Here is a 24,582-nt window from a genome sequence, read left to right as displayed (position 1 = left end):
CAGGGCCGTGAGCGTCGAAAGGCGTCGTGTCAGTGGGTCCTACAACCCCGGTCCTTGGTCACCGTGTCGAAGAATGCCGTGAACAGTGCCGTTCGGGCTTGTTCGTGCGCGGTACCGCCCGCGTCCAGCAGCAGGTCGCGGTACGTGTCGTCGTAGCTCATGGCGACGTACAGGTCCCCCGCGGCGCAGGCGGTGACGGTGCGCGCGTTCTGCGGAGTGGCCGTCTCGTCTCGGCGTACCCCTTGGGTCAGGCGGGGATCCTCGCTGACGGCCAGGGTGATGCGAGGTCCGCCAGGGCCCTTCAGGGTGAGCTCACAGACCCTGGTCCTGGAGTCGCTTCCGGTCACTCGCTCGGTGCCGGGCTCCGCCCTTCCTCCGAGGAGGGCGGCGTCCGGCAGGCTGAAGCCCGACACGCCGCAGGCGTTGGCCGGATCGGTGGGCCGCGGTTCACCGGAGCCGGACGGACCCTGCAGGCGCAAGGGTGCCTTCAACACACTGCTGTCGGCGCAGCCGAGCCCTTCGGCGACGTGCCTGGCTGCGCTCATCGCCGCCCGGGCCAGATCATCGGGGGCGGCCCGGCCGTGGGTGAGGTTCACCTCGAGCGCCGGTACCTTCGCACGCTGAACGCCGGGTGGTGTCCTGCCGTCGCAGCCGGGAGGAAGCAGGACCCATGCCTGGGTTCCGGAGGCGGCGCCGGTGGCGCCGCCCACGAAGTAGGACGAGGCCGACGGGTCCTTCCACAGTAGCGAGCCGAAGGCGAAGTCAGCTTGCTCGAAGGCGAGTTCTGCCTTCATCTCCGGCTCGGCGGCTCCCAGGAACCTGCTGGTGCGCTGCACGGTGCACGAGAAACCGTAGGGATCCGATTCCTCGTGGACGCTCTTCCCGGTCAGCCTCCCGGGCCCGTCCAGTACGAGGCTCAGCTCCGATGAGGCGAGCGCGTCGTCGCAGAAGCGGCCCTGGCCCATGACGTCGGTGTTCCACCAGATGAGCAGTCCGGCGCAGCCGGCCAGGGCGAGCAGCGCGGCGATTCCTGCGCGCGCGGTTCGCCGACTGATGCGAGTACGCGGGGGGATGGTGGTCACTTCCGTTCTCGCAGGGCGAGGTAGGCACTTTCACGTCCACTGGTGTAGCTCTGCTGAGCCTCTCGCTGGGCCGCTCCGACACTGGTCGCCGACTGATGGGTCTCGTTTCCCCAGCTCAGGAAGAACCTGTCGAGGTCTGTCTGCGCGGCGTCGTTGGCGGAGCTGATGCGCTCACGTGCCAGCAGGCCCTGTTCCGAGGTGACTCCCTTGAGCCATTCGTTCCAGGCCCCGTCAACCGTTCGCTGGGCGAGGTCTCCGACGACGGGTATGCCGGTAATGGCGCCACCGATGACGTGGTACCCGTACACCCGCTTGTCACCGGCCGCGCTCAGGACGGCGTCGCGCTCGCTGAGCGCGATGTCACCGCCTATGGCGTTGATCGCACCGTTGACTTCCCCGATCTTGGCCGCGCGGTTCTTGAGGGCTTCGGGATCGGTGAGGTCCGAGGTGGTGAGCTGCTCCGCCATGTAGCGGCGCTCGGACTCATGAAGGAGGAAGTAGTTCTCCGGATCCTCGGACACGCCTCTCAGCACACGCAGCACACTGCTTCTGCTGTTCTGGATCCTGGAGTCGTCACCTGCGGGCAGCGCATCGTGCTTGCCCACCCTGTCCCCGGGTCCTTCGCCGGCGATGATGTCCACAAGGTCCGGGGAGTAGGACGACAGGGCACGGGCGAGCGGGCCGCGTACGTTCGCGTACTCCTCGCTCTTCAGGACGCTGTCGCCCTGCCCCTTCAGCGCACCCTTGTCGTCCCGGCCGTTTCCGTCGCCGTAGTCGAACAGGTTGACGGCGTCGTGCATGATGCGGGCCTCGGCCTCGGAATGACGGGTGATTTCCGTGCCGAGGGCTCCCGGGGTGTGGCCGGTCGTGCCGGTTTCCAGGATGAGTCCCAGGCCTGCCCTGACGTCCTTGTCGAAGGTGTCGGCGGTTACGTGCTCGCTGTTCCCGATCCACGTGCTGGTGTTCACGTGCCTCCAGTCGCGGTCCTTGAGCAGGTACTGGAGGTTGTCGTTCTTGCCGTCCGGGCCGGGGTCGAGGTAAGAGGTGGCGGCCTCGGGGTTCTTCGACATGATCCCGAGGACACCATCGAGGGGATCGTTGGCGAACCAACCCCGGTTGTCACCACTGAAGTTGCCCGTGAGGTCCCAGATGTCCGGGTTGCCGCCTTGCTTCTTGTCCTCGGCCTTACGGATGTCCTTGGCCAGGTCGTGCAGGAAGGGGGTGGAGTACCCGTCGCCATGCTGCATGAGAGTGGCCAGGCTCTGATAGCCGTGGGCCTGCTGGCCGTGACTCCGGCCGAGGGTGTAGTCGCCGATCTGCTTGAGGTCGTACGAGGCGAGGCCGGCCCTGTCGAGCTGGGTGCGGAAGTTCTTGTAGAACTCGGACTTGGGGTCCTGCATCGCGTTCGACAGCGAGTTCGCGAGCCCCTTCTCCACGGCCAAGTAGCGCTGCTTGTTGCCCTTGTCGTCGCCGTACGCGTGGTCGTTCAGCTTGTTCGTGAGCTTCAGGGTGTTCTCCGCGCCCATTCCGTTGAGGAAGGTCTGGTTGAACTCCTGGCTCTTGGCGTTGTCGCGGAAGGAACGGTCCAGCTCGGCGTAGTCGGCGGCCGTGACGTTCTCGCCGCTGTTGATGCGGGTGGCGATGGCTTGCGCGTTGCGGGCCTCGTAGACCTCGATGTCGCCCTGGGCACCGGCGTTGAAGCCGCCGGCGGTCTCGTCGTGGCCCCCACCGAGGGCGTCCTTGTTGCTGTCGACGACCACCGCGTCGAGGGCGATCTTGACGCCCTGATCGGCCTCCGAGACCGCCTTCACCCGGTCGTCGATGTGCTGCTGCCACTTGGCTACGGCCTCGCGGACGGAGGCCTGGCCGTCCGGGTCGTGGTGGTAGGCGCTGGTCTCGGCAGGGGTGAGCCTGGAGAAGTCGAAGGCGACCCTTCCCGCGTCCGAGACGGTCATGCCGGCCTTGACCGCCTGGTCCCGGGCGCTCTCGACCCGGTTCCTCAGGTCGGTGAACTGCTCGTGGGCGTCGCGTAACAGACTCGCGATCGCCTTCGCCTGGATCTGAGCCGCGGAATACTCGTAACGGGTACCCGCGAAGGTGGATCGGGCCGCACCGGCACTGACGCCGAGCCAGTTCGGCCCGATGGTGATCTTCTGGACGGTGTCGCCGTAGCGGCTCTCGACCTTCTTCAGCTCCTCCGCCATGGCGTCCCACTTGCCGGCGGCCGTCGTCAGCTGGGAGAGGTCGGTGGTCATCACGTGGTGGTACGTCAGCATTTTCGCTCCTAGAGCTCGTTGAGCTTCGAATGCCGTGCGATGGCCTTGAAGGCGTCACCCGTCGCGATGTCGTTGCGCGCGAAGATCCCCGAGGCGCCGCGCAGTGAGCCCTTCTCCGAGGCGAGTCGGCCCATCAGCACCTTGACCTGCCGGTCCCAGGTGTCCGACACCTTCTTCAGGCCCGCCGCCGTGTCCCAGTCCGCGAACGTCTTCACCGCCGTGTTGGTCGCCTCGTCCGCGTACTCCGCCGCCTTCTTGGTGTTCGGCTGCAGCTCGGTCTCGATGGTGTTCGCGGCGTCCGCCTTCTGGGAGGGCGTGGAGGCGAAGTCCGCCGACCCTCCCGGTCCTAACCGGCCCTGGCCGTCCCGTTCCGCTGGCATGTCCCCGCCCTCCCCGATCGGTGGACCGTGATCGTAGAACGGTGGTTCGTCCGCGTTCCAGAAGGAACGCGGAAAGAAGCCGTCAAGATCCCGAGCTCGGGATCCCGACGGCTCGGGGTGGGTCAGCTGCCGCCGGGTTGGAGGACGCCGTTGACGGTGAGGCGGTAGGGGGCGGCGAGCTTGATCGTCTCGGTGGGTTCGTAGTGGTCGACGATGGCGAAGACCGTTGTCGCCCGGGTGCCGACGAGGCGGCGCAGGTGGCGTTCGTCGAGGGTTGCGTGGTGGTCGGTGTCGAGGGGGACGTCGGCGGTCCAGGCGTGCTTGTGGTCGTCCGTGTAGGCCACGAGGCGCAGGCTGATGCCGGGGATCTTGTGGATCTGGTAGTCGCTGATCGTCTGCCAGCCGGTGAGGGTCGAACCGTCGGAGATCGGGGTGGAGCCGGACCTGATGTTGTCGATCCACAGGCCCGGTCGGCTCTCGATGGTGTCGGTCTGGTAGCGGAAGGCGACGAGTACGGTCCGGCCCGCGAGGTCGGAGAGGTCGATGCTCTGGTGGGTCCAGCCGCCCGAGTCCCCGTTGAAGCCGGGCAGGAGGGCGCGCAGCGCCGGGTCGGCGTCACCGGCCAGGGAGGTGACCATGCCCGCGCTGCGGCGTGAGGTGAAGGTGGCTCCGCCGTCGGTGGAGACCTGGACCGCGGCGAGGTCGTAGCCGGGCTCGATGTCCCAGCGGGCGTCGAAGGTGAGGGTGGGGTCGGCCGGGTCGACGGTGATCGGGCGGACGATGCTGCGGTCGAGGTTGACCTCGTCGTTCACGGGGCCGGAGGAGAGGGCGGGGTCGCCAGTGGCGTGGCCGTCCGGGTCGACGGTCCATTCCACCGGGCGGGTGGGGTACACGGCGGGGGCGTCGAAGGTGAGGGACTTCAGGGCGCCGGTGGGGAGGTACGCGCCGGACGCGTCGCGCAGGCGGACGAAGTCCGCGCCGTTGGAGGGGGCACCGGGGCGGGCGTACGCGAAGGGGGTGTCGAGGTTGACCGTGGAGTGGAACGACGGCAGCTGGAAGCGGCTCGGGTCGGCGCCGGTGAGCTTCGCGCCGTCGTCCAGGATCCGGTCGAGGGCCGTCGCGGTGGACCAGTCCCGCAGGATCGCGGAGGGGTCGTCATGGATCCCGTGCCGGGTGAGGGTCTTGGCGAGGCGCTCGAAGCCGGAGCCGCCCCCCTGGAAGAGCAGGTCCCGTACGAACTCCTTCCCGTAGCGGTGTGCCAGGAGGTGGATCAGGGTTTCGGAGGCCCCGTAGTCGCAGAACACGCTGAGCCCCGGGTCGGGCCAGAGGGTCAGCGAGTTCTCGGGCCCGCCCTGCCGCGCGCCGAAGGGGTCGGTGTAGCCGGGCGGCATCGCGGCGTCCTGGCGGCCCTGGTAGCAGGCGGTGGTGAGGCTGGCGAGCGAGTCGACCCTGCGGTCCACGTAGCCGGTGAGCCATTCGGCCCAGTTGGCCGTGCCCTCGACGGTCCAGGAGGGGCCGTCGGTGTCCTGGGCCAGGCTGTGCCAGATCACGTGGTTGTACTCGTGGGCGGTGATGCCCTCGATCTCGTGCGGGATGGGGAAGCCCTGCTGGTTGCGGCAGGGGGCCGGGCCCAGGTTCGGCGGGTGGGCGCCGAGGGTGGTCCGCCAGGCGGAGGCGCGGACGACGAGGAAGTTCCGGTCGACCGCCTCGACGGCATCGCCGAGGAACTCCCCGCCGGACGGGATGTTGTCGACGAGGACGACCACCCGGTCGCCCTTCCCGCGCCAGGCGTCCCCGGGGATGCTCGGGTCGAGCAGCTCCGGCTTGGCGTGGCTCCCGTCACGGGGCTTCGGCACCCCGAACACCTCGGCCTCGCGGGGGCGCATCACGTGCTCGAACTGTTCGCCGAGGTAGCGCAGTTGCTGGTCGGTGACCACGAGGTCGTCGGCGTTGGAGCTGCGGCACTCGTCGCTGTCGACGCGCATGTCCCCGTCCCGGACCCAGAACTCGGCGTGCGGGGTGAGGGAGCGCAGCCGGAACTCCCGCAGCACGGTGGCGGAGTCCCAGTCGATGGTCGGCCAGGTCCGCAGGGTGCCGAGCGGCGCGTCGCCGCCCCCGTACCGCCCGGCCTTGGCCTGCTCGGCCAGGTGGGGGGAGCGGCGGCCGTGGTGGTGGGCGGAGTGGGGGGCGGATCCGGAGTGCCGTCCGGGTGGGGCGGAGGTGTCCGCGTGGGCGTGGGCGGAGGGGAGGACCCAGGTGGCGACGAGTGCGGTCAGGAGGGCGGTCCACCACGCGATGCGGCCGCGCGTGGTGGAGGGGGCGGGCTGGCGCATCATGTCTTCTTCCGGGAGAAGCGGATGATGCGAAAAGCTAGCGAAACGGGATCTTCCGGTCGGGCATGTCGGCCCGGGGTGTGTCGTCAGCCGTCGTCCGGGCCGAGCGGGTGATCGGCCTTGCCGGCCTTGACGCGTGTGCAGTCGTGCGGGGTGCCACCCCGGCTCCGCGATGTCGACACGGTACTGGCTCCGCCAGCCGCGCGCCCTCGGCCGCGCCATCGCGGCAAGGGCTTCGAGGCAGGTCGTCTCGTCGGTGCAGCCGCAGCGGGCCGCCAAGGTGCTCAGCCGCTCCGGGCCGATGGTGCGCACGCCCGACTCGGAGTTGGGATCTTGCCCGCGGTCGACGCCCGGGAGTCCGGCCGCGCATTCCGCCGTCACGCCTGCGTGGAGGCGCATCTCACGCAGCGCGGAACCGAGCCACCGCGGCCCAGACCGCCTCTGAACCCGGCGGGGGACCCCGTGTCCGGGCCGCGCCGCCCCTGTGAAACCCCCTCGCGCCACCGGCGGGCCGGATCCGATACTCCGGGCATGTCATCGCAGTACGAGATCCGGGCGGCCTACGACTCCCACGGCATCACCGTCTACCAGGCCTACCCGGCCCCCATCGCCGACGCCGCCCTGCGCGCGGGCCGGTTCGTCGCGCCGTTCTCCTTCCAGCGGATGACCTGGATCAAGCCGTCCTTCCGCTGGCTGATGCACCGCAGCAACTGGGCCCGCAAGCCCGGCCAGGAACGCGTCCTCGCCGTGCGGATCAGCCGGGCGGGGTGGGAGGAGGCCCTGTCCCGGGCCGTGCTCACCACCGGCGACCCCGCCGCCCTCGCCGGCGCGGCGGTGCACGTCCAGTGGGATCCGGAACGCTCCGTACGCGGGGCGGCGCTGAACCACTACAGCATCCAGGTCGGCGTCGGCCGCCACCTGGTCCGTACCTTCGCCGACGAGTGGACCACCGGCATCACCGACCTCACCCCGCAGGTCCGCAAGGCCGCCGCCCTCATCCAGGGCGGGCAGGCGGCCAGGGCGGCGCGGCTGCTGCCGTGCGAACGGGTCTACCCGCTGCCTCCCGCCCTGGCGGCCCGGGTCAGGCCTTGCGGGGCTGGTTGAAGCGCAGCATGTTCCCGGCCGGGTCGCGGAAGGCGCAGTCGCGGACCCCGTACGGCTGGTCCATCGGCTCCTGGAGGACGTCGGCGCCCGCCGCGCGGATCCGCTCGAAGGTGGCGTCGACGTCGTCGGTGGTGAAGATGACCCCGCGCAGCATGCCCTTGGCCATCAGCTCCGCGACGGCCTGGCGGTCGGCGGGGGTGGCGTTCGGGTCGGCGAGCGGGGGCTCCAGGACGATCTCCACGTCCGGCTGCGCGGGCGAGGCGACGGTCACCCAGCGCATGTTCTCGTACCCGACGTCGTTGCGGACCTCGAGGCCCAGGACGTCCCGGTAGAAGGGGATGGCCTTGTCGTGGTCGTCGACGGCGATGAAGCACTGCGAAAGCTTGATTCCCATGCCCCAGACGCTACGCGGGGCCGCCGGGTTTGGCTTCTCCGTTCCTGACCGGCCGGGTGTGGATCTTGACGATGCAGGCGGGGATGGCGGCGCTGTCGCCGTGGTCGCGGGCCCGGTAGGCGCTCGGGCTCTCGCCGACCAGCTCGGTGAAACGGGAGCTGAACGAGCCCAGCGACGTACAGCCGACCTCGAAGCAGACCTCCGTCACCGACAGGTCGCCGCGCCGCAGCAGGGCCTTGGCCCGTTCGATGCGGCGGGTCATGAGGTAGCCGTAGGGGGTCTCGCCGTAGGCGGCGCGGAAGCTGCGCTGGAAGTGGCCGACCGACATCAGGGCGATGCGCGCCAGGGCGGGGACGTCGAGCGGCTCCGCGTAGTCGCGGTCCATCGCGTCACGCGCCCGGCGGAGCCGGACGAGGTCCTCCAGGTTCATGGCCCCCACCATCTCACAGGGCGAAATCCTCCTGCCAGAGCCGATCTTGGGCGCCTAGGCTGCGCCGCATGTCGCAGCAGTCGCCGCAGCCCGTGAAGCTCCTCGTCCTGATCACCACCCTCCCCGGCCGCGGCCGGGAGCAGCGGGAGGCGTACGAGCGCCTCGCGCCGCTGGTCCGGGCGGAGGAGGGGTGCCTGCGCTACGACCTCCACGGGGTGGCGGACGACCCGGACCGCTTCGTCCTGGTCGAGGAGTGGACCTCGAAGGCCGCCCTGGCCGCCCACGACGCCACCCCCCACATGATCGAAGCCGACGCCACCAGCCCCACCTTCCGCGCGGGCCCGGCCCAGGTCCTGGAACTGACCACCGCCACCACCCCCCTGTCCTGAAGCCCCTTACCCGCTCGTTCGAACGTTCGATGGTGATCGCGCGCATATGATCAACACCATCCGACGTGGGGGGATCGGGATGGTGACCTACAACCACATCATGACCACGAATTTCGGTCTGCTGGTGTCAGCGGCCGCCAAGTGGGAGGCGATGGCGGGCGAACTGCAGAAGGTCGAGAGCCGCTACGGCGAGACCGTGCAGACGATCACGATGGGTGACAACTGGTCGGGTGTCAGTGCCGGTGTCGCCCTGACGAAGTTCACCGCGACCCGCTACGAGTACTCCGCCGCGCAGAGCCAGGCCAAGGCTCTCGCGAGTCTGCTCCGCGGAGCGCACGAGCAGTTCACCGACCTCAAGGCCAAACTGGAGAGCGCCCGCGACGACGCGGTCGCCGCCGGGATGACCGTCTCCGGCGAGGGCCGCGTCGCCTTCGACCACGCCAGGCTCACCCCGGCCGAGCGCAGTGCCTACCAGCACGACCCGGACGGCCAGGCCACCGTCCGGACGGCGGTCGAGGCATGGCAGCAGCACATCGACGACCGGGTGAAAGCGGTGGCCGAGGCCGACACGCACGTCAAGGACGCCCTTGAAGCCGCCGTCGTCGACAGCAACAGGGACGCCCTGGGCAGGGGTGCCGACGAGACCCTCACCGGCTTCAACAACTACGCCGAGGGTGACCTGGCCAAGGCGAAGAAGCACGAACCGGCCGACATCAAGACGCACCCCGACGCCTTCACCGTGACCGGACCCGACATCGGCTGGACCACCAGCGGCCTGAAGTACGGCAAGGAGGGTTCGTTCAAGGGGTACGCCGACCTCTTCCACGTGTCCGGTAAGGGGGAGGACCACTTCGGGGGGCTGAAGCTTTCCGGGGTGGAGGACATCTACGGCGGCGCCAGGGTCACCGGGAACTACGGCCTGACGGACAAGGGCGCGGGCGCCAAGGCCGAGGCGTCGACCGGCCTGCGCTTCCTGCAGGAGGGCCGGGCCGAGTACGGCGCCCACAGCGGTTACGCGCGCCTGGAGGCGTTCGCCGGAGCAGAGGCTTCGAGCACCGCCCAGGCGGGCGAGAACGAGGTCGCCATCGGGGCGAAGAGGTTCGCCGGCGGGAAGATCACCGCCGCCGGGGGTGTGGAATCCGGCGGCCTGGGTGTCGGTCTGACGGGTGAGGGCTGGGTCGGCAAGGGGACGGAGTGGTCCTACGGCTGGAAGCGGGACGCGGGGACCGGTGCGTGGAAGTTCGGTGCCGCCGCCGGCGCGGCCGCGCCGTACGGAGGCAAGCTCGGGCTGGAGATCACGGTCGACCCGGGCAAGATCAGGAAGACGGCCGCCGACGTGGCGCACGAGATAGGCAGCTGGTTCGACTGATGGACGTTTCCGCCGAGGGAGGATCCGTGATGCCCGCGACACTGCCGGTGCCGGTCGAGTTCACCTTGCCGGCGGGCTGGCTGCCCGCGGCCGCCCCGCCCGGTGTGGCCCACGCCGCGGTCCTTCCCGGGCCTGACGCGGGGTTCTCGGCGAACATCACCGTGGACGGCGGATTCCCCCGGGAAGAGGTGACGGCTACGGAGCTCGCGGATGCGTCGGCGGCGCGGATCCGGGAGTTCGCCCGAGAGGTGGCGGTGACCCACCGCAGCGAGTTCGGACCGGCCGACGCGCCGGCGCTGGCCCAGCGCATCACCTTCTCGGCCCTGGAGGGCGGGGCGCGCCGGGACTTCGTCCAGTCCCAGGTCTACCTGTTCCTGCCGGACGAGGAAGACCCGCGCAAGCGCGCGCTCGTACGGCTCGCCCTGACGGCCACCCCCGCCCAGTACGGCGAAGTCCTGGCAGACTTCCAGGACTTCGTGCGCACGGTGCGCACGGTGCGCACGCGGACCGGGGCGGAGGGCTGACGGTGGGGCGGCTGTGGGACAGGTTCATGGGGACGAAGCACCCCGCCGAAGGGGTCAGGCCCGTGCCCGCCGCCGAGTTGCGGGAGGCGCTGTTCGCGGTGGGGGGACCGGACGTCCCGTTCCGGATCCGGCAGGGCTTTCCCAAGGAGAAGGCCGACGTGGTGGCGGAACACCGCATCCCGGAACTGGAGCTCACCGTCAAGGTGCGGATGCGGCTGCTTCCCGTGCGCCGTGAGGTGGAAGTGATCACGGAGCAGTGGGGGAGGGTGTCGTACGAGGGCGGGAACAGGCAGTACGCCCGTGGGGCGGGCACCAGGAGGGCCCGGCAGTGGCAGTTCCAGAAGGGCCCCGACGGGCGCCGGCGGATGGTCGAGACCTTCCGCTACGACTCCCGCGACATGACGGACCCCCTCCAGCGCACGGTCCTCGACGGGGGCTGGGTCTGGCGCCAGGTGATCTTCGGCAGCTGAGGCACCGCCGCACCCCCGCAGCCCGCACCCCGATGGACCCCGTGTCTGTTCTGACCCCTCCTGTCCCGGTTCGGTAGCGTGGTACGGCGTACGCGCCCGACGATCAGGAGGGGCACGCCGGTGCCGGGTTCCAAGCGGAGGACACGGGCGGTGGTGCGGGGTGCCGAGGGGCTGGACGCGCGGCTGCCGCTGGGGGAGGTCGCCAAGGGGGCGGTGCGGAAGGTCTTCCCCGACCACTGGTCCTTCCTCCTCGGCGAGCTCGCCCTCTACAGCTTCGTCGTCCTGCTGCTGACCGGGGTCTACCTGTCCTTCTTCTTCGACCCCTCCCTGCGCGAGAGCGTCTACCACGGCTCGTACGGGCCGCTGCGCGGCGTGCGCATGTCGCAGGCCTACCTCTCCACCCTCCGCATCAGCTTCGACGTCCGGGGCGGCCTGCTGATCCGCCAGGTCCACCACTGGGCGGCGATCGTCTTCCTCGCCGCCATCGGCGCCCACCTGCTGCGCGTCTTCCTCACCGGGGCCTTCCGCCGCCCCCGCGAGCTCAACTGGACGATCGGCGTGACCCTGTTCGCGCTGGCCACGCTGGAGGGGTTCGCCGGCTACTCCCTCCCCGACGACCTGCTGTCCGGCACCGGGCTGCGCATCGCGCAGGGCATCGTGATGTCGGTTCCGGTGGCCGGTTCGTACCTGGCCTTCTTCGCCTTCGGCGGGGAGTTCCCGGGCCTCGACGTCATCCCCCGGCTCTACCCCGTGCACGTCCTGCTGGTGCCCGGCCTGCTGCTGGGCCTGATCACCGTGCACCTGCTGCTCGTCGTGCACCTCAAGCACACCCACTGGCCGGGACCCGGCCGCACCGGCCGCAACGTCGTCGGCCTGCCCTTCTTCCCGCAGTACCTGGCGAAGTCGGGCGGGCTGCTCCTCCTCGTCTCCGGCCTGCTCGCCGCCCTCGCCGCCCTCGCTCAGGTCAACCCTGTCTGGGTGTACGGGCCCTACCGCCCGGACCTGGTCTCCACCGGCTCCCAGCCCGACTGGTACATCGGCTTCCTGGAGGGCTCCCTGCGGCTGATGCCCGGGACCGAGACCCGGCTGTGGGGGCACACGGTGGTGTGGAACCCGTTCGTGGCGGCCGTCCTGCTGCCCGGGGCGTTCTTCACCGTGCTGTACGCCTATCCCTTCTTCGAACGCTGGATCACGGGCGACACCGGCGAGCGGCACCTGTGCGACCGGCCCCGCGACCGGCCCGTCCGCACGGGGCTGGGCGCGGCGGCCCTCGCCTGGTACGCCGTGCTGCTGCTGGCCGGGGCCCAGGACGTCCTCGCGTTCGTCTTCGCCGTGCCCCTGCCGGAGCTGACCTGGACCCTGCGCGCCGCGTTCTTCGTGGTGCCGGCGGCGGTCTTCTGGCTCACCCGGCGGCTCTGCCTGGCCCTCCGGGACCAGGAGCGGGAGCTGCTGACCGGCGGCGCGGGGACGGGCCTGGTGCGCCAGGGCGTCGAGGGCGGCTTCCACCCCGAGCACCGGGCCCTGCCGGCCGGCGAGCGGTACAGGATGCTGGTGGGGGAGCAGCCGCGGCCGCTGGAGGACGACCACGACCCGACCCGCCCGCTGCCGTACCGGGTGCTGAGGCGGGCCCGGGCGGCCGTCAGTTCCTGGTACTACCGCGACCGCGTCCCCTACCCGGTGACGCCCGAGCAGCGCGAGGAGATCGCCGAGGTGACCGCCGGCCCGGACCGCCCGGCGGCCCCGTAGCCCTACTCCGGGTGGTCGAGGTTCTGGAAGGCGAAGCCGAGGATCCCCGACGCCAGGGCCCCGAAGCCGATCAGGAACAGCCACAGTCCCTGGACCACCCCCAGAGCCGTCAGCGCCGCGCCGACGGCGGTCAGGACGGGGTGGTAGCTGCGGTCGGGGAAGAAGGTCCGCCGGCCGGAGGCCTCCGCCACCTCGGCGTCGTCGCGGTCCTCGGGCCGCTCCCCGCCGCGCTGGTGCCGGCGCCACAGGAAGGCGGCGACCAGGGCCGACATCAGGAAGGACACGCACAGCGCGGAGCTGCCCGCCGGGTCGGCGGACAGCAGGCGGTAGACCACGGCGGTGGCCCCGAAGAACAGGGCCGTTCCGGTGAACAGCCAGGCCTCAGCCTTCACGGGGCACCTCCGGGTGGTGCAGGTCGAAGGCCGGGGACTCCGAGCGGATCCGCGGCACGGCGTGGAAGTTGTGGCGGGGCGGCGGGCAGCTCGTCGCCCACTCCAGCGAGCGGCCCCAGCCCCAGGGGTCGTCCACCGTCACCGTCCGGGCCCCGCGCTGGGTCCTCCACACGTTGTAGAGGAAGGGCAGCGTGGAGATCCCCAGCAGGAAGGCGCCGATCGAGGAGAGGGTGTTGAGGAGGGTGAACCCGTCCGACGCCAGGTAGTCGGCGTACCGGCGCGGCATGCCCTGCTCGCCGAGCCAGTGCTGGACGAGGAAGGTCAGCTGGAAGCCGGGGAACAGGGTCCAGAAGTGCAGCCGGCCCAGCCGCTCGTCCAGCATCCGGCCGGTCAGCTTGGGCCACCAGAAGTAGAGCCCGCCGAAGGTGGCGAAGACGATCGTGCCGAACAGGACGTAGTGCAGGTGGGCGACGACGAAATAGCTGTCGGTGAGGTGGAAGTCCAGCGGTGGCGAGGCGATCAGGACCCCGGTCAGCCCGCCCAGCAGGAAGGTGACGAGGAAGCCGGCCGACCACAGCATCGGCGTCTCGAAGGAGAGCGAGCCGTGCCACATCGTGCCGATCCAGTTGAAGAACTTCACCCCCGTCGGCACGGCGATCAGGAAGGACAGCAGGGAGAAGAACGGCAGCAGGACCGCGCCCGTCGCGAACATGTGGTGCGCCCACACCGTCGCCGACAGCCCCGTGATGGCGATGGTCGCCCCGATCAGGGACACGTAGCCGAACATCGGCTTGCGGCTGAAGACCGGGACGATCTCACTGACCACGCCGAAGAACGGCAGGGCCACGATGTAGACCTCCGGATGCCCGAAGAACCAGAACAGGTGCTGCCACAGCAGCGCGCCCCCGTTCGCCGCGTCGAAGACGTGCGCGCCGAACTTGCGGTCCGCCTCCAGGGCCAGCAGGGCGGCCGTGAACACGGGGAACGCCAGCAGCGCCAGGATCGACGTGAACAGCACGTTCCAGGTGAAGATCGGCATCCGGAACAGGGTCATGCCCGGCGCGCGCAGGCAGACGATCGTGGTGATGAAGTTGACCGCGCCGAGGATGGTGCTCAGACCCGCCACGGCCAGCCCCATCGCCCACAGGTCGGGGCCCGTCCCGGGGGAGTACACCGCCCCGTTGAGCGGGGCGTACGCGAACCAGCCGAAGGCCGCCGCCCCGTCGGAGGTCAGGAACCCCGAGACCACCATCAGGCCGCCGAAGAGGTACACCCAGTAGGTGAAGGCGTTCATCCGGGGGAAGGCCACGTCCGGCGCGCCGATCTGCAGCGGCATCACCGCGTTGGCGAAACCGGTGAAGGTCGGCGTCGCGAACAGCAGCATCATGATCGTGGCGTGGACCGTGAACAGCTCGTTGTACTGCTGGTTCGACACGATCTGGAGCCCCGGCCGGGCCAGCTCGGCCCGCATCACCAGCGCCAGCACCCCGGCGAAGAGGAAGAAGCAGAAGGCCGTCACCAGGTAGAGGTTGCCGATCACCTTGTGGTCGGTGGTCGACAGCCAGCGCAGCACCGCCGCGCCCTGCCGGACCCGCCGGCCGGTCCGTGCCTGCGTCTGCGGCGGGGGTGAGGGGTCCAGCGCCGTCATCGGGTCCTCCAGGGAGCCTCGCAGCTTCCCGGCCCCGGGGCCCTGCGGCCCCGCAGCCGGGCGTGCACTCCCTTCGAGTACCGCCGACCCGTCCCGTCACCCGTCCGACGCGCCGGGGCCCGGCCCGGCGCGGCCCCCGTATCCCCCGCCCGGGGGAGCCCCGGCCGCCCGGGCGGCTACTGTCCGCCGTGGGCGCGGGTGATGAGGTCGGTCGCGACCTCCAGGGCCGCCAGCCGGGTCGCCTCCGGGTCGGCCTCGTCCACGTGCTGGAGGAACATCATCCCCGCGTGCAGCGTGAACAGGGCGCTCACGCAGCGGACCTGGTCCGCCAGCGGCCCGTCCTCCGTGCGCAGCAGCTCGACCAGGGTGAAGATGCGCTTCTTGACGATCTCGCCGATGCTCAGCTCGCGCATCGTCGCCTGGTTCTCGTGCATGAACCGGTAGAGCTGCGTGCCCGCGACCATCGCCTCGCTGTAGCGGCGGAGCATCTCGCGCTTGGTCTCCAGCGTCCTCGGCTGCTCCTGCGCCCATTCGATCAGCTCGTCGATGGGCCGCGTGCGGTCCTCGAAGACGCTGATGATGATGTCTTCCTTGGTCTTGAAGTGGTAGTAGAGGGCCGCCTTCGTGACCTCCAGCCGCTCCGCGATCTCGCGCAGCGAGGTCTTCTCGTACCCCTGCTCGGCGAACAGCTCCAGCGCGACGTCCTGGATGCGCTGGCGCGTGTTCCCGCGCCTGACCTGCGGTCCCGTGCCGCTGGAGCTGCTGGACATGTGTCTCCCCACGAACTTACTTGACGCCCGGCTAGTGACGGGTCTACCTTCCCCAGTGTAGTGAACTAGCCGGGCGGCAAGTAAGTGTCCGCGCAGGGAATGAAGAGATCGGTGTCACGGGGAGTGGACATGAGCGACGCAGTCAAGCAGGCCGGACAGGCGGAGGAGGTGAAGCCGCGCAGCGTACGGGTCGTCCTGATGGCCCTCATGATCGCGATGCTGCTCGCGATGCTCGACAACATGATCATCGGCACCGCGATGCCGACCATCGTCGGCGAGCTCGGCGGCCTCGAACACCTCTCCTGGGTGGTCACCGCCTACACCCTGGCCACCGCCGCCTCCACCCCGATCTGGGGCAAGGTCGGCGACATGTACGGGCGCAAGGGCTCCTTCCTCACCTCGATCGTCATCTTCCTCATCGGTTCCGCCCTCAGCGGCATGGCCCAGGACATGGGCCAGCTCATCGGCTTCCGTGCCATCCAGGGCCTGGGCGCCGGCGGTCTGATGGTCGGCGTCATGGCGATCATCGGCGACCTGATCCCGCCCCGTGAGCGCGGCAAGTACCAGGGCATGATGGCCGGCGTGATGGCCCTCGCCATGATCGGCGGCCCGCTGGTCGGCGGCACCATCACCGACCACATGGGCTGGCGCTGGTCCTTCTACATCAACCTCCCCCTCGGCGCCGTCGCCCTCGCGATGGTCAGCGCGGTTCTGCATCTGCCCAAGAAGAAGGCCAAGGGGAAGATCGACTACCTGGGTGCCGCCCTGCTGACCGTGGCCATCACCTCGACCGTCCTCGTGACCACCTGGGGCGGCACCGAGTACGCCTGGGGCTCCGGGGAGATCATCGGCCTGATCGTGGCCGGCGTCCTGGCGATCGCCGCCTTCGTCTACGCCGAGACCAAGGCCGCCGAGCCGGTCATGCCGCTGCACATCTTCCGCAGCCGCAACTTCACCCTGATGTCCGTCATCGGCTTCCTCGTCGGCTTCGCCATGTTCGGCGGCGTGCTCTACCTCCCGCTGTTCCAGCAGGCGGTCCAGGGCGCTTCGGCCACCAACTCCGGCCTGCTGCTCCTGCCGATGCTGCTCTCGATGATGGTCGTCTCGCTCGTCGTCGGCCGGATCACCACCAGCAGCGGCAAGTACAAGGTGTTCCCGATCGTCGGCGGCGCCCTCATGGTCGTCGGCCTGTTCCTCCTCGCGACCATGGACACCGGCACCACCCGCCTGGTCTCCGGCCTCTACATGGCCGTCCTCGGCGCCGGCCTCGGCTTCCTGATGCAGATCACGATGCTGGTCGCGCAGAACAGCGTGGAGATGAAGGACATGGGCGTCGCCTCCTCCTCCGCCACCCTCTTCCGCACCCTCGGCGGCTCCTTCGGCGTGGCCCTGATGGGCTCCCTGTTCACCTCCCGCGTCACGGACACCATGGCCGAGCGCCTCGGCCCGCAGGCCGCCAAGGCCTCCGGCTCCGCCCAGCTCGACGCGGCCAGCCTGGCCAAGCTCCCCGAGGCCGTCCGCGACGCCTACCAGCACGCGGTGGCCGCCGGCACGCACTCGGCGTTCCTGCTCGGCGCGGCCATCGCCGTACTCGGCTTCGCGCTCGCCTGGTTCGTCAAGGAGGTCCCGCTGCGGGGCGCCGGACCGGCCCAGGCCGGCGGCACGGGCGCCCAGGCCGCCTCCCCGGCGGACTCGCTCGCGCACTGACCCGCAGCGCATCGCACCGCACCACCCGAGAGGCGGGTGGGGCCCGGGACTTCCCCGGCCCCACCCGCCTCTCGGCGTGTTCCCAGGGGCCTGCGGGACACCCGTGCCATCAGTGACCAAAAGGGACCAAAGTCCTGATTACCTGGAATTTATAGGGCAATTAAGGGGAACCTTCTCAGGTTCGAAGGCGTCCTGATCCACATGACGCGCACGCAGAAGCACAGCCTCCGAGCCCGGATAGCCGTCGCGGCCTCGGCCGCAGCCGTCGCCGCCACCGTCTGGGGGGTCACCACCCTGCTCCCCGCCGGAGCGGACCACCCCGCCCATGACGCCGCGTCAGGCTCCGGCTCCGCCCCGGCGGACGGAAAGCCGGGCGGCGGCCCCGGCGCGCCGCCCGCGCCCTCCTCCGCCGTGCCCGACACCATCGCGCACGCCTCGGAGGCCGGCGGGAACGCCGTGAACGTCACCATCGACGACGGCCCCGACCCCCGCTGGACCCCCAAGGTCCTCGAAGTCCTCGCCGAGCACGACGTGAAGGCCGTCTTCTGCATGATCGGCCCGCAGGCCAAGGCCCACCCCGACCTGGTCAAGCAGGTCGTCGCGGCCGGACACCGGCTCTGCGACCACACCATGGACCACGACACGACCATGGCCAAGAAGCCCGTCGCCTACCAGGAGGCGCAGATCCTCGACGCGAAGAAGCTGATCGAGGAGGCCGCGGGCGGCGGTGCGAAGGTCGAGTACTACCGCGCCCCCGGCGGGGCCTTCACCCCCGACAGCCGGCGCATCGCCGCGGCCGCCGGGATGCGCCCCCTCGGCTGGAACGTCGACACCAAGGACTTCGGCAAGCCCGGCACCGCCGCCATCGTCGCCAACGTCAAGCGCGAGATCGGCAACGGCCCCACCGTCCTCTTCCACGACGGGGGCGGCGACCGCAGCCAGACCGTCGCCGCCCTCGACCAGGTACTGACCTGGCTGAAGGACGAGGGGCGGCCGACCGGCTTCCCGGTCCGCACCGCCCCCTGACACGCCGCCCTGACACGCCGCCTGACACGTCCCCTGACACGCCGCCGCACGGCGAACGGGTGAGGGTCTGCGCCCCGGCCCCGCCCACGGTGTTCCCTGGTCGCGCACGCAGCCCCGTACGCAGCCCCGTACGCCCGACCCGCCTGGAGGCCCCCGTGATCCCCGTGAACCAGCTGAGCGACCCCGCCGTCCGCGCCTTCGTCACCGCCGTCAACGCGGGCGACCGGCAGGCCTTCGGCGCGGCCCTGGCCCCGGGCGCCACCATGTCCGACGACGGCAGCGACCGCGACGTCAGCGACTGGGCCGACCGCGAGATCTTCTCCTCCAACGGCCACATGGACGTCGAGTCCGAGTCCGACGGCGGCCGCGCCCTGGTCGCCGACTACCGCAACGACACCTGGGGCGCCATGCGCACCGCCTGGCGGTTCAGCGTCGAGGACGGCCGCGTCAGCCGCTTCGAGACCGGCCAGGCCTGACCGGCGGCGCCACGCCTACAGCCCCCGCGCCACCTGGAGCACCGCCGCCGTCAGCGGGCCGTTCTCCGGGGCCGTCCCGCCCGGGAACCCGAAGCGGCGGCGCGTGTACCCGTACGCGATCCCCGTCACCGGGTCGGCGAACCCGTTGGCGCCGGCCGCGCCGCAGTGCCCGAAGGCCTCCGGACCCACCGCGTGCTGCTTCTCGAAGCCCAGCCCGAAGTGGTCCGCCTCCGGCACCACCGCGTCCTGTCCCGGCGTGTGCAGCCGCGCCACCTCGGCCGCCGTCTCCGGCGTCAGCAGCGCGGGCCGCCCGTCCAACCCGCTGATCGCCGCCGCGTACAGGCCCGCGATCCCGCGCGCCGTGCCGACGCCGCCCGCCGAGGCCGGGCCGAGGGCCTTCACCTTCGGGTGGTTGGCGTAGGTGACCATGTCCATGCCGTGGTGCATGTTGAACGACACCTGCATCAGCTCCGGCATCGGACCGCCCGCGGCCAGCAGCTCCAGCTGCGCCGGCGTCGGCAGCATCTCCAGGACCGGCTTCCAGCGCTCCTCCAGCTCGGCCGGCAGCCCCATGTACAGGTCCAGCCCGTACGGCGCCCGCACCCGCTCCTCGTAGACCTCCTGGACCGAACGGCCCGTCACCCGGCGCACCACCTCACCGGTCAGCGCGCCGATCACGAAGGCGTGGTAGCCGTACGCCGTCCCCGGCTCCCAGCGCGGTTCCTGCCCGGCCAGGGCGGCCGCCACGAGGGCGTCGTCCGCCATCAGCTCGTAGGAGAACTCGTCGACGGCGATCAGCCCGGAGCCGTGCGCGACCAGCTGCCGCACCGTCAGCTTCTCCTTGCCGTGGCCCGTGAACTCCGGCCAGTACTCCGACACCGGCCGGTCCAGGTCCAGTACGCCCTCCTGCGCCAGCAGCGCCACCACCAGGTGCGCGGCGCCCTTGGTGATCGAGAAGACCCCGCTGAGGGTGCCCCCGTCGGTGTCCTCGCCGCCCCACAGGTCCACCACGGTCCGGCCGTGGTGGCGTACCGCCAGCTGGGCCTCCGGGGAGTGCGGCTCCGCCGCCACGAAGGCCTCGAACGCCTCGCGGACCGGCTCCCAGCCCGCCTCGACCGTCCCATCGATCGACATGCCCATGACATCCCCCGTACTCGTTCGCGGATCGTTCCGCCCTTCGGCGCTCACACAACCAGAGCCGGTCGGTTCATATGCCCGCCATGGCCGGAATCTGTCACCTGTGCCCCCGCACCCCGCTCACGTACGGGTGAACGCGGCCGACGTGACGTTCCGGCCCCGCCGCGGGCGCCGTTGGGCCGGGCATGACGCGCACCCGCACCGCCGCCCTCACCCTCGTCGCCGCCGTCGCGGCCCTCACCCCCGTCCTCGGCCAGGCGGCCGCCACCGCCGCCGACGGCAAGGGGGAGGGCAAGGGGAACCTCCCCCAGGACCCGGTCGGGAGCGGGAAGGCGTGGAGCAAGGACCAGAAGCACAAGGTGGAGGGGGAGGCCCGGTTCCACCCGGGGGTGCAGTACGAGACCGTCACCCGGCCCGGCCCCGAGGGCGCCCCCGAATGGGAGCGCAAGGTCGGGGACCCGAACACGCTGGCCTGGCTGCCCTCGTACGAGTTCGCCTGGACGGTCTCCGACGTGCTGGTGAACAAGGGCCTGACCACGAAGAACGGCAAGCACGCGCTCGTCCTGCACGCCGTGCTGCGCGACGCCCGGCACACCGCGGTCGCGCAGGTGCACAAGGAGCTTTCCGGCCAGGCGGCGACGGGCCGTCAGAAGGTGGCGGGGAACAAGAGGATCGCGTGCGACACCGGTGACTACACGGTGGAGTGGACGATCGAGCGCCCGGGCTACGCGACGGTGGGCGGCACACTGCGCTGGAACTCCAGCTGCGAGCAGTACCGGACGGCGTTCGCGGCGGAACACGCGGGACGGTAGCCGCGAGGGGGGATCCGGCTCGGGGGATCCGGCCCGGGGGAGGCCTGCCGCCCTGCGCACCTTGTGGGTGCTCGTCGGGCGACCGGGCCACGGCTCCTGGATCGAGGGCCGCAGACCATTCTGCCGTACGGACGAGGCGCGTGACGGGGGCCGAAGGTCCCGTCCCGGCCGTCGTTCAGCCGTTCTTGCGGCCGGCCTCGGCCGCCTTCGCGGCGATGCCCTCCAGCACCGCCTTGGCATCGCCGTTGGGGTCGGTGGCGTGGCCGATGTTGCGCTTGATGGTGTCGCTGACCGTCACCCAGGACGGGTCGTTGACCGGGTAGAGCTGCGCGCCGCGCAGGGCGGTCAGGAACTGCTCGTCGTTGCGGTCGAGGCCGCCGCCCGAAGGGGTGCGCGAGGCCGAGACCGTCGAGGGCAGCAGGTGGTAGCGGCCGGCGAAGTCCGACAGGTTCTTGTCCTGGTAGACGTAGTCCAGGAACTTGCCGATCTCCGCGCCCTTCCCGTTCTGCTTGAACGCCATCATCCAGTCGGCCACGCCCACGGTCGGCGGGTTCTCGCCCGCGCCGAGGGTGTCCGAGACCGGCATGGGGACGGCCTGGACGGTCATGCCCTTGGCGCGGGCCTCGTGCAGCAGCGAGGGGTAGCCGTTGACCATGCCGACCTCGCCGCGCAGGAACGCGGCGAAGGCGTCGGCACGGTTGAGCTGCGAGGGCGGGGTCGGGCCGGTGAGGCCGGGGGTGACCAGCTTCTCCTTGAGCCAGCGGAAGGTCGAGATGTTCTGGTCGGAGGCCAGGCTGTAGTTGCCGCTGCTGTCGGCGTACCCGCCGCCGTTGCTCAGCTCCCAGATCATCGCCTCGGCGTGCGCCTCCTCGGGGCCCAGCGGCAGGGCGATCGGGTACTTCACGCCCTTGTCCTTGAGCGCCTTGGCGTCGGCGGTGAGGTCGGACCAGGTCTTCGGGGGCGAGGTGATCCCGGCCTGCTTGAACAGGGTGTCGTTGTAGAAGAGGAGACGGCTGGACGCCACGAACGGCAGCCCGTAGAGGGTGTTGCCGACGGAACCGGCCTCGGCGAGGGGTTGGAGGAAGTTCGCCTCGGCGCTGATGGAGAGCAGTTCGTCCGCGGAATACAGCTTTCCCTGCGCCGCGAAGTCGGAGTAGGAACCCATCAGCGCCATGTCCGGCGCATTGCCGGCCTTGACCATACGGGAGACCTCGCGGTCGATGTCGGCCCAGGGCAGCAGCTGCACCTGGACCTTGATGCCCGGGTTGGCGGCGGTGAAATCCTTCGTCACCTTGTCCCAGAAAGCCTTGGAGCTGGTCGCCGGCGTATCGCCGTATTCGGCGGCCACCAGGCGCAGCGTACCGCTGTCACCTGTGGCCCCGGCGGAAGATCCGCAGCCGGACAGTGGTACGAGCAGGCCGAACACGGTCGCCGTGGCGGCGGCGCCGAACATTCTTCGTCGCACGGGTGGATACCCCTGATTTTCTTTTGAGTCCGGATATTACTTATGAGTTGCTCCGGGCTGGGGTGTCCCGCCGTGGCCCGTCCTGGCCGGAATTCTCTCCCGACGGCGGCGGAGTTGTTTCCATGGGGTCGGGCTTTGTGGTCAATGCTCCAAAACCCCTTTTCCGCATTTGTGTTTTCGAATATACGGCGATGAAATCGGACGCGCGTAGACCTACCGAAAAGCCCGTTTCCTTGCGGAAACGGCTTCTGTCGCGCGGGTGTCTCGGGGCGCGAGCCTCCCGCGGCTTTCCGCCCCGCGGCCCTAGCGTGGTCGCGTGACGAGGAATCAGGACATGGGGCGGCGAGCGGCCGCCGTGCTCTGCGTGGCGGCGGCACTGCTGGGCCCGGGAAGCCCGGCCGGCGCCTCCGCCCGACCCCCGGGGGCCGGGCCGGTCTACGTCGCCGACCTCAACTCCGACACGGTCTCGGTCGTGGACGCCCGCACCGGCAGGGTCGTGGACGCCGTTCCGGTCGGGCGCGGACCGGACAGCGTGGCCGTCAGCCCGGACGGCTCGCGCGTCTACGTCACCAACTCCGCGGAGGACACCGTCTCGGTGGTCGACGCCCGTACCAGGACGGTCGTCGCCACCGTCGCCGTCGGGGACGAACCGAGCCGGGTGACGGTCTCCCCCGACGGCCGGCGCGTCTACGTCGCCGACGTCGGCTCGGACGAGGTCTCGGTGGTCGACGCCCGCACCCTCGCCGTGACGGACACCATCGCGGTCGGCGACGCCCCGCTGGGCGTGGCCGTGACGGCCGACGGACGCACCCTGTACGTCGCCAACGCCGGCTCCGGCACGGTCTCGGTGGTGCGGACTGCCACCGGCAGGGTCACCGGCACCGTCCGCGTCGGCGGCGGACCGACCGCCCTGGTCCTCACCCCCGACGGCCGCAGCCTGTACGTCTCCAACCTGACCACGGACGACGTGTCGGTGGTCGACGTCCACCGCGGTATGGAAACGGACCGCATCCCGGTCGGGAAGCAGCCCGCGGGGATCGGGGTGCGACCGGACGGCCGCCGGGTGTACGTCGCCGACATCGGGTCCGACGCCGTGTCGGTGATCAGCACCCGCACCCGTGCCGTCACGGCGACCGTCGCGGTGGGCCACGGCCCCAACGGCCTCGCCGTCGGCCCGGACGGCACCCGGGTGTACGTCAGCGACTTCGACTCGGACACCCTGTCGGTCATCGACGCCCGGACGGACCGGGTGAGGCGCACGGTAACGGTCGGCGACGGACCGACGGGCGTGGCGGTGGCCCCCTAGGCCGTCTCTTCCGGATCTTGCCTGGCCCGCGCCGCCCGGCACCGCACCTCGCCGCCTTGGCGGGGCACCAAGTACGTCCAGTACGGCGGCGCCCCGCCAAGGCGCCGATGCACGGCACCGAACGACGCGGGCTTGACCGGCAAGATCCGAAAGAGACGGCCTAGTCGGCGAACTCGCCGGCGTACGGGTCGGGCTCGCCCGTCTCGGGGTTGCGGCCCTCCTGCCAGCGGCGCTGGGCCTTGCGCCAGTGCACGAAGCTGAGGTGGCCGGCGTCCCAGAAGGTGATGCCGACGGGGCTCACGTCGAACTCGTCGGAGCACATCCGCAGCAGGAACTCGGCCATGCCGTACGGGTACACCGCGAAGGCGTCCGCGGTGTGCCGCCCGACGACCAGGACCGGCCAGCGGTCCGGGTCGGGGTCGGTGGTGAGCCAGCACAGGATGTCGGCGCCGGCGGTGACCCCCCAGGCGATGATCGACTCCGGGTCCACGTCGAACGCGGCCCGCCCGCCCCCGGCCTCCCACGCCTGCCGGGCGTTGGCGGTCTCCTCGGCCATCTCGGCCGGGTCCCACTGGAGTCCGGGCTTCGGCAGGGGCAGCAGGATCCCGGCCTCGCCGTTGATGGATCCGGCGCCGAAACGGCCCATGAACGCGACGAAGTCGGCGGGGAAACGGGTGCCCCAGGCGGCCTCGGCCGCCTGCCAGTCGACGTCCTCGTCGGCGCCGTGCGTCGCCGGCATGATCTGCTCAAGCGCCTTGATCCGCGCGTTCTCCGTCATGCCCGCCGCTCCCCTGACACCCCACGTCAACCGCCCCAACCTACCGCCCGGGGGCCGTCGTGACCTAGGGGTGGTCGAAGGGCTCCAGTGAGACTGCGGCGCCGACGCGCAGCCCCCAGCCGGCCATCGCCCCGGCCTCCGCCTCCAGGACGTGGCGGGCGCGGGGGCGGGGGAGGCCGAGGCGGTTCGGGGGCATGGTGGTCACGGCGATGACGCGCAGGCGGCGGTCGAGGTGGGCGACGTCGATGGGGAACCGCATGCGGAAGGTGTGCACGGAGGCGGCGGGGGTGAGCAGGAGGGCGCCCTCCACCCCGTCCCGCCCCAGCAGGCCCCGTGTCCGGGCGCGGTAGGAGGCGGCGATCTCCAGGGGCACGGCGATGTCCCCGATCCGGAGGACCCCGGCCCCGTCCTGGTAACCCATGGCCCCACCCTAGGCTCCGCCTGGCTTGCCCGGGTGCCGCTGCGCGGAGCTTGCTCCCCGCCCCGCCCTTCCTCCGTTCCCACCTCAATCGCCGGTGCGGCTCAAGGATTCGCCTCAATCGCCGGCGGGGCTGGCATTGCCGCGCAG

The 24,582-nt window shown here is 70.9% G+C and carries 24 protein-coding genes; 11 read left to right on the top strand and 13 right to left on the bottom strand.

What is annotated here, in order from left to right; genetic code table 11:
- Nucleotides 1-29: 29 nt before the first annotated feature.
- The 4 genes from ACFVXK_RS06665 to ACFVXK_RS06650 all read right to left on the bottom strand — a co-directional run bounded on the left by ACFVXK_RS06665 (nucleotide 30) and on the right by ACFVXK_RS06650 (nucleotide 6,074).
- Nucleotides 30-1,082, bottom strand: coding sequence for a hypothetical protein (locus ACFVXK_RS06665; RefSeq protein WP_389610424.1), 1,053 nt, complete (start codon nucleotides 1,080-1,082; stop codon nucleotides 30-32).
- Nucleotides 1,079-3,358 carry a DUF6571 family protein gene (locus ACFVXK_RS06660; protein WP_389610423.1) on the bottom strand — a complete coding sequence of 760 codons (2,280 nt, stop codon included), beginning with the start codon at nucleotides 3,356-3,358 and terminating at the stop codon, nucleotides 1,079-1,081. The genes ACFVXK_RS06665 and ACFVXK_RS06660 overlap by 4 nt, the downstream gene beginning before the upstream one ends.
- 8 nt (nucleotides 3,359-3,366) lie before the next feature.
- Nucleotides 3,367-3,738, bottom strand: coding sequence for a hypothetical protein (locus ACFVXK_RS06655; RefSeq protein ID WP_389610422.1), 372 nt, complete (start codon nucleotides 3,736-3,738; stop codon nucleotides 3,367-3,369).
- 122 nt (nucleotides 3,739-3,860) lie between these two features.
- Nucleotides 3,861-6,074 carry a choice-of-anchor J domain-containing protein gene (locus ACFVXK_RS06650; protein WP_389610421.1) on the bottom strand — a complete coding sequence of 738 codons (2,214 nt, stop codon included), beginning with the start codon at nucleotides 6,072-6,074 and terminating at the stop codon, nucleotides 3,861-3,863.
- A gap of 528 nt (nucleotides 6,075-6,602) precedes the next feature.
- Here ACFVXK_RS06650 and ACFVXK_RS06645 point away from each other — a divergent pair.
- Nucleotides 6,603-7,175 (top strand): DUF4291 domain-containing protein, encoded by a 573-nt coding sequence (locus ACFVXK_RS06645; RefSeq protein WP_389610420.1) that lies wholly within the window; start codon nucleotides 6,603-6,605, stop codon nucleotides 7,173-7,175.
- Here the strand turns inward: ACFVXK_RS06645 and ACFVXK_RS06640 are convergent.
- Both ACFVXK_RS06640 and ACFVXK_RS06635 read right to left on the bottom strand, forming a co-directional pair.
- Complete coding sequence (locus ACFVXK_RS06640; RefSeq protein WP_389610419.1) at nucleotides 7,153-7,569, bottom strand: VOC family protein; 417 nt, start codon at nucleotides 7,567-7,569, stop codon at nucleotides 7,153-7,155. The two genes, ACFVXK_RS06645 and ACFVXK_RS06640, sit on opposite strands and share 23 nt — an antisense overlap.
- Nucleotides 7,570-7,579: 10 nt before the next feature.
- Nucleotides 7,580-7,999: a helix-turn-helix transcriptional regulator gene (locus ACFVXK_RS06635; RefSeq protein ID WP_358895465.1), complete on the bottom strand. Its 420-nt coding sequence runs from the start codon at nucleotides 7,997-7,999 to the stop codon at nucleotides 7,580-7,582.
- 68 nt (nucleotides 8,000-8,067) lie between these two features.
- Between ACFVXK_RS06635 and ACFVXK_RS06630 the strand changes: the two genes are divergently transcribed.
- From ACFVXK_RS06630 to ACFVXK_RS06610, 5 genes are all read left to right on the top strand, one after another.
- Nucleotides 8,068-8,388, top strand: a complete 321-nt coding sequence (locus tag ACFVXK_RS06630; RefSeq protein ID WP_389610418.1) for a putative quinol monooxygenase — start codon at nucleotides 8,068-8,070, stop codon at nucleotides 8,386-8,388.
- Nucleotides 8,389-8,488: 100 nt separating this feature from the next.
- On the top strand, nucleotides 8,489-9,757 hold the full coding sequence (locus ACFVXK_RS06625; RefSeq protein WP_389610417.1) for a hypothetical protein: 1,269 nt from the start codon (nucleotides 8,489-8,491) through the stop codon (nucleotides 9,755-9,757).
- Nucleotides 9,758-9,786: 29 nt separating this feature from the next.
- On the top strand, nucleotides 9,787-10,281 hold the full coding sequence (locus ACFVXK_RS06620) for a hypothetical protein (RefSeq protein WP_389610416.1): 495 nt from the start codon (nucleotides 9,787-9,789) through the stop codon (nucleotides 10,279-10,281).
- A gap of 26 nt (nucleotides 10,282-10,307) precedes the next feature.
- Nucleotides 10,308-10,751: a hypothetical protein gene (locus tag ACFVXK_RS06615; protein WP_389610415.1), complete on the top strand. Its 444-nt coding sequence runs from the start codon at nucleotides 10,308-10,310 to the stop codon at nucleotides 10,749-10,751.
- Between the two features lie 120 nt (nucleotides 10,752-10,871).
- Nucleotides 10,872-12,497: a cytochrome bc complex cytochrome b subunit gene (locus ACFVXK_RS06610; RefSeq protein WP_389610414.1), complete on the top strand. Its 1,626-nt coding sequence runs from the start codon at nucleotides 10,872-10,874 to the stop codon at nucleotides 12,495-12,497.
- A 2-nt stretch (nucleotides 12,498-12,499) separates the two neighbouring features.
- Here the strand turns inward: ACFVXK_RS06610 and ACFVXK_RS06605 are convergent, their stop codons facing one another.
- From ACFVXK_RS06605 to ACFVXK_RS06595, 3 genes are all read right to left on the bottom strand, one after another.
- Nucleotides 12,500-12,889, bottom strand: coding sequence for a cytochrome c oxidase subunit 4 (locus ACFVXK_RS06605; RefSeq protein ID WP_389610413.1), 390 nt, complete (start codon nucleotides 12,887-12,889; stop codon nucleotides 12,500-12,502).
- Nucleotides 12,879-14,537 (bottom strand): cytochrome c oxidase subunit I, encoded by a 1,659-nt coding sequence (ctaD, locus tag ACFVXK_RS06600; protein ID WP_389610412.1) that lies wholly within the window; start codon nucleotides 14,535-14,537, stop codon nucleotides 12,879-12,881. Before ctaD ends, ACFVXK_RS06605 begins: the two co-directional genes overlap by 11 nt.
- A 176-nt stretch (nucleotides 14,538-14,713) precedes the next feature.
- The gene (locus ACFVXK_RS06595) at nucleotides 14,714-15,307 is read right to left on the bottom strand and encodes a TetR/AcrR family transcriptional regulator (protein WP_389610411.1); all 594 of its coding nucleotides are present in this window, start codon (nucleotides 15,305-15,307) and stop codon (nucleotides 14,714-14,716) included.
- Between the two features lie 129 nt (nucleotides 15,308-15,436).
- Here ACFVXK_RS06595 and ACFVXK_RS06590 point away from each other — a divergent pair, with 129 nt between their 5' ends.
- The 3 genes from ACFVXK_RS06590 to ACFVXK_RS06580 all read left to right on the top strand — a co-directional run bounded on the left by ACFVXK_RS06590 (nucleotide 15,437) and on the right by ACFVXK_RS06580 (nucleotide 18,516).
- Entirely contained in the window at nucleotides 15,437-17,014 is a 1,578-nt protein-coding gene (locus ACFVXK_RS06590; protein ID WP_389610410.1) for an MDR family MFS transporter, read from the top strand.
- A gap of 201 nt (nucleotides 17,015-17,215) precedes the next feature.
- Complete coding sequence (locus ACFVXK_RS06585; protein WP_389610409.1) at nucleotides 17,216-18,040, top strand: polysaccharide deacetylase family protein; 825 nt, start codon at nucleotides 17,216-17,218, stop codon at nucleotides 18,038-18,040.
- A 155-nt stretch (nucleotides 18,041-18,195) separates the two neighbouring features.
- Nucleotides 18,196-18,516, top strand: a complete 321-nt coding sequence (locus ACFVXK_RS06580) for a nuclear transport factor 2 family protein (RefSeq protein ID WP_389610408.1) — start codon at nucleotides 18,196-18,198, stop codon at nucleotides 18,514-18,516.
- A gap of 15 nt (nucleotides 18,517-18,531) precedes the next feature.
- On the opposite strand, the gene ACFVXK_RS06575 is transcribed toward ACFVXK_RS06580, so the two are convergent.
- Complete coding sequence (locus ACFVXK_RS06575) at nucleotides 18,532-19,650, bottom strand: serine hydrolase domain-containing protein (RefSeq protein WP_389610407.1); 1,119 nt, start codon at nucleotides 19,648-19,650, stop codon at nucleotides 18,532-18,534.
- 188 nt (nucleotides 19,651-19,838) lie between these two features.
- Here ACFVXK_RS06575 and ACFVXK_RS06570 point away from each other — a divergent pair, with 188 nt between their 5' ends.
- The gene (locus ACFVXK_RS06570) at nucleotides 19,839-20,465 is read left to right on the top strand and encodes a hypothetical protein (protein ID WP_389610406.1); all 627 of its coding nucleotides are present in this window, start codon (nucleotides 19,839-19,841) and stop codon (nucleotides 20,463-20,465) included.
- Between the two features lie 175 nt (nucleotides 20,466-20,640).
- Here ACFVXK_RS06570 and ACFVXK_RS06565 read toward each other — a convergent pair whose 3' ends face one another.
- Nucleotides 20,641-21,918 carry an extracellular solute-binding protein gene (locus ACFVXK_RS06565; RefSeq protein WP_389610466.1) on the bottom strand — a complete coding sequence of 426 codons (1,278 nt, stop codon included), beginning with the start codon at nucleotides 21,916-21,918 and terminating at the stop codon, nucleotides 20,641-20,643.
- 328 nt (nucleotides 21,919-22,246) lie between these two features.
- On the opposite strand from ACFVXK_RS06565, the gene ACFVXK_RS06560 reads away from it, so the two are divergent.
- Entirely contained in the window at nucleotides 22,247-23,236 is a 990-nt protein-coding gene (locus ACFVXK_RS06560) for a beta-propeller fold lactonase family protein (RefSeq protein ID WP_389610405.1), read from the top strand.
- A 160-nt stretch (nucleotides 23,237-23,396) separates the two neighbouring features.
- Here ACFVXK_RS06560 and ACFVXK_RS06555 read toward each other — a convergent pair whose 3' ends face one another.
- Complete coding sequence (locus tag ACFVXK_RS06555) at nucleotides 23,397-24,014, bottom strand: SMI1/KNR4 family protein (protein ID WP_389610404.1); 618 nt, start codon at nucleotides 24,012-24,014, stop codon at nucleotides 23,397-23,399.
- A 64-nt stretch (nucleotides 24,015-24,078) separates the two neighbouring features.
- On the bottom strand, nucleotides 24,079-24,435 hold the full coding sequence (locus ACFVXK_RS06550; RefSeq protein WP_389610403.1) for a DUF192 domain-containing protein: 357 nt from the start codon (nucleotides 24,433-24,435) through the stop codon (nucleotides 24,079-24,081).
- Nucleotides 24,436-24,582 lie beyond the last annotated feature (147 nt).

It is taken from the genome of Streptomyces sp. NPDC058157, assembly GCF_042884105.1.
Lineage (GTDB): Bacteria > Actinomycetota > Actinomycetes > Streptomycetales > Streptomycetaceae > Streptomyces.
This window is presented reverse-complemented; position numbering and strand designations above follow the sequence as displayed.

Excerpts from the sequence above, each read along its gene's own strand:
- ACFVXK_RS06650 (WP_389610421.1), bottom strand. The coding sequence starts at position 6,074 with ATGATGCGCCAGCCCGCCCCCTCCACCACGCGCGGCCGCATCGCGTGG.
- ACFVXK_RS06635 (WP_358895465.1), bottom strand. The coding sequence starts at position 7,999 with ATGAACCTGGAGGACCTCGTCCGGCTCCGCCGGGCGCGTGACGCGATG.
- ACFVXK_RS06575 (WP_389610407.1), bottom strand. The coding sequence starts at position 19,650 with ATGTCGATCGATGGGACGGTCGAGGCGGGCTGGGAGCCGGTCCGCGAG.
- ACFVXK_RS06640 (WP_389610419.1), bottom strand. The coding sequence starts at position 7,569 with ATGGGAATCAAGCTTTCGCAGTGCTTCATCGCCGTCGACGACCACGAC.
- ACFVXK_RS06620 (WP_389610416.1), top strand. The coding sequence starts at position 9,787 with ATGCCCGCGACACTGCCGGTGCCGGTCGAGTTCACCTTGCCGGCGGGC.
- ACFVXK_RS06550 (WP_389610403.1), bottom strand. The coding sequence starts at position 24,435 with ATGGGTTACCAGGACGGGGCCGGGGTCCTCCGGATCGGGGACATCGCC.
- ACFVXK_RS06625 (WP_389610417.1), top strand. The coding sequence starts at position 8,489 with ATGACCACGAATTTCGGTCTGCTGGTGTCAGCGGCCGCCAAGTGGGAG.
- ACFVXK_RS06660 (WP_389610423.1), bottom strand. The coding sequence starts at position 3,358 with ATGCTGACGTACCACCACGTGATGACCACCGACCTCTCCCAGCTGACG.
- ACFVXK_RS06565 (WP_389610466.1), bottom strand. The coding sequence starts at position 21,918 with ATGTTCGGCGCCGCCGCCACGGCGACCGTGTTCGGCCTGCTCGTACCA.
- ACFVXK_RS06615 (WP_389610415.1), top strand. The coding sequence starts at position 10,308 with ATGGGGACGAAGCACCCCGCCGAAGGGGTCAGGCCCGTGCCCGCCGCC.
- ACFVXK_RS06645 (WP_389610420.1), top strand. The coding sequence starts at position 6,603 with ATGTCATCGCAGTACGAGATCCGGGCGGCCTACGACTCCCACGGCATC.
- ACFVXK_RS06570 (WP_389610406.1), top strand. The coding sequence starts at position 19,839 with ATGACGCGCACCCGCACCGCCGCCCTCACCCTCGTCGCCGCCGTCGCG.
- ctaD (WP_389610412.1), bottom strand. The coding sequence starts at position 14,537 with ATGACGGCGCTGGACCCCTCACCCCCGCCGCAGACGCAGGCACGGACC.
- ACFVXK_RS06590 (WP_389610410.1), top strand. The coding sequence starts at position 15,437 with ATGAGCGACGCAGTCAAGCAGGCCGGACAGGCGGAGGAGGTGAAGCCG.
- ACFVXK_RS06555 (WP_389610404.1), bottom strand. The coding sequence starts at position 24,014 with ATGACGGAGAACGCGCGGATCAAGGCGCTTGAGCAGATCATGCCGGCG.
- ACFVXK_RS06585 (WP_389610409.1), top strand. The coding sequence starts at position 17,216 with ATGACGCGCACGCAGAAGCACAGCCTCCGAGCCCGGATAGCCGTCGCG.
- ACFVXK_RS06630 (WP_389610418.1), top strand. The coding sequence starts at position 8,068 with ATGTCGCAGCAGTCGCCGCAGCCCGTGAAGCTCCTCGTCCTGATCACC.
- ACFVXK_RS06655 (WP_389610422.1), bottom strand. The coding sequence starts at position 3,738 with ATGCCAGCGGAACGGGACGGCCAGGGCCGGTTAGGACCGGGAGGGTCG.
- ACFVXK_RS06595 (WP_389610411.1), bottom strand. The coding sequence starts at position 15,307 with ATGTCCAGCAGCTCCAGCGGCACGGGACCGCAGGTCAGGCGCGGGAAC.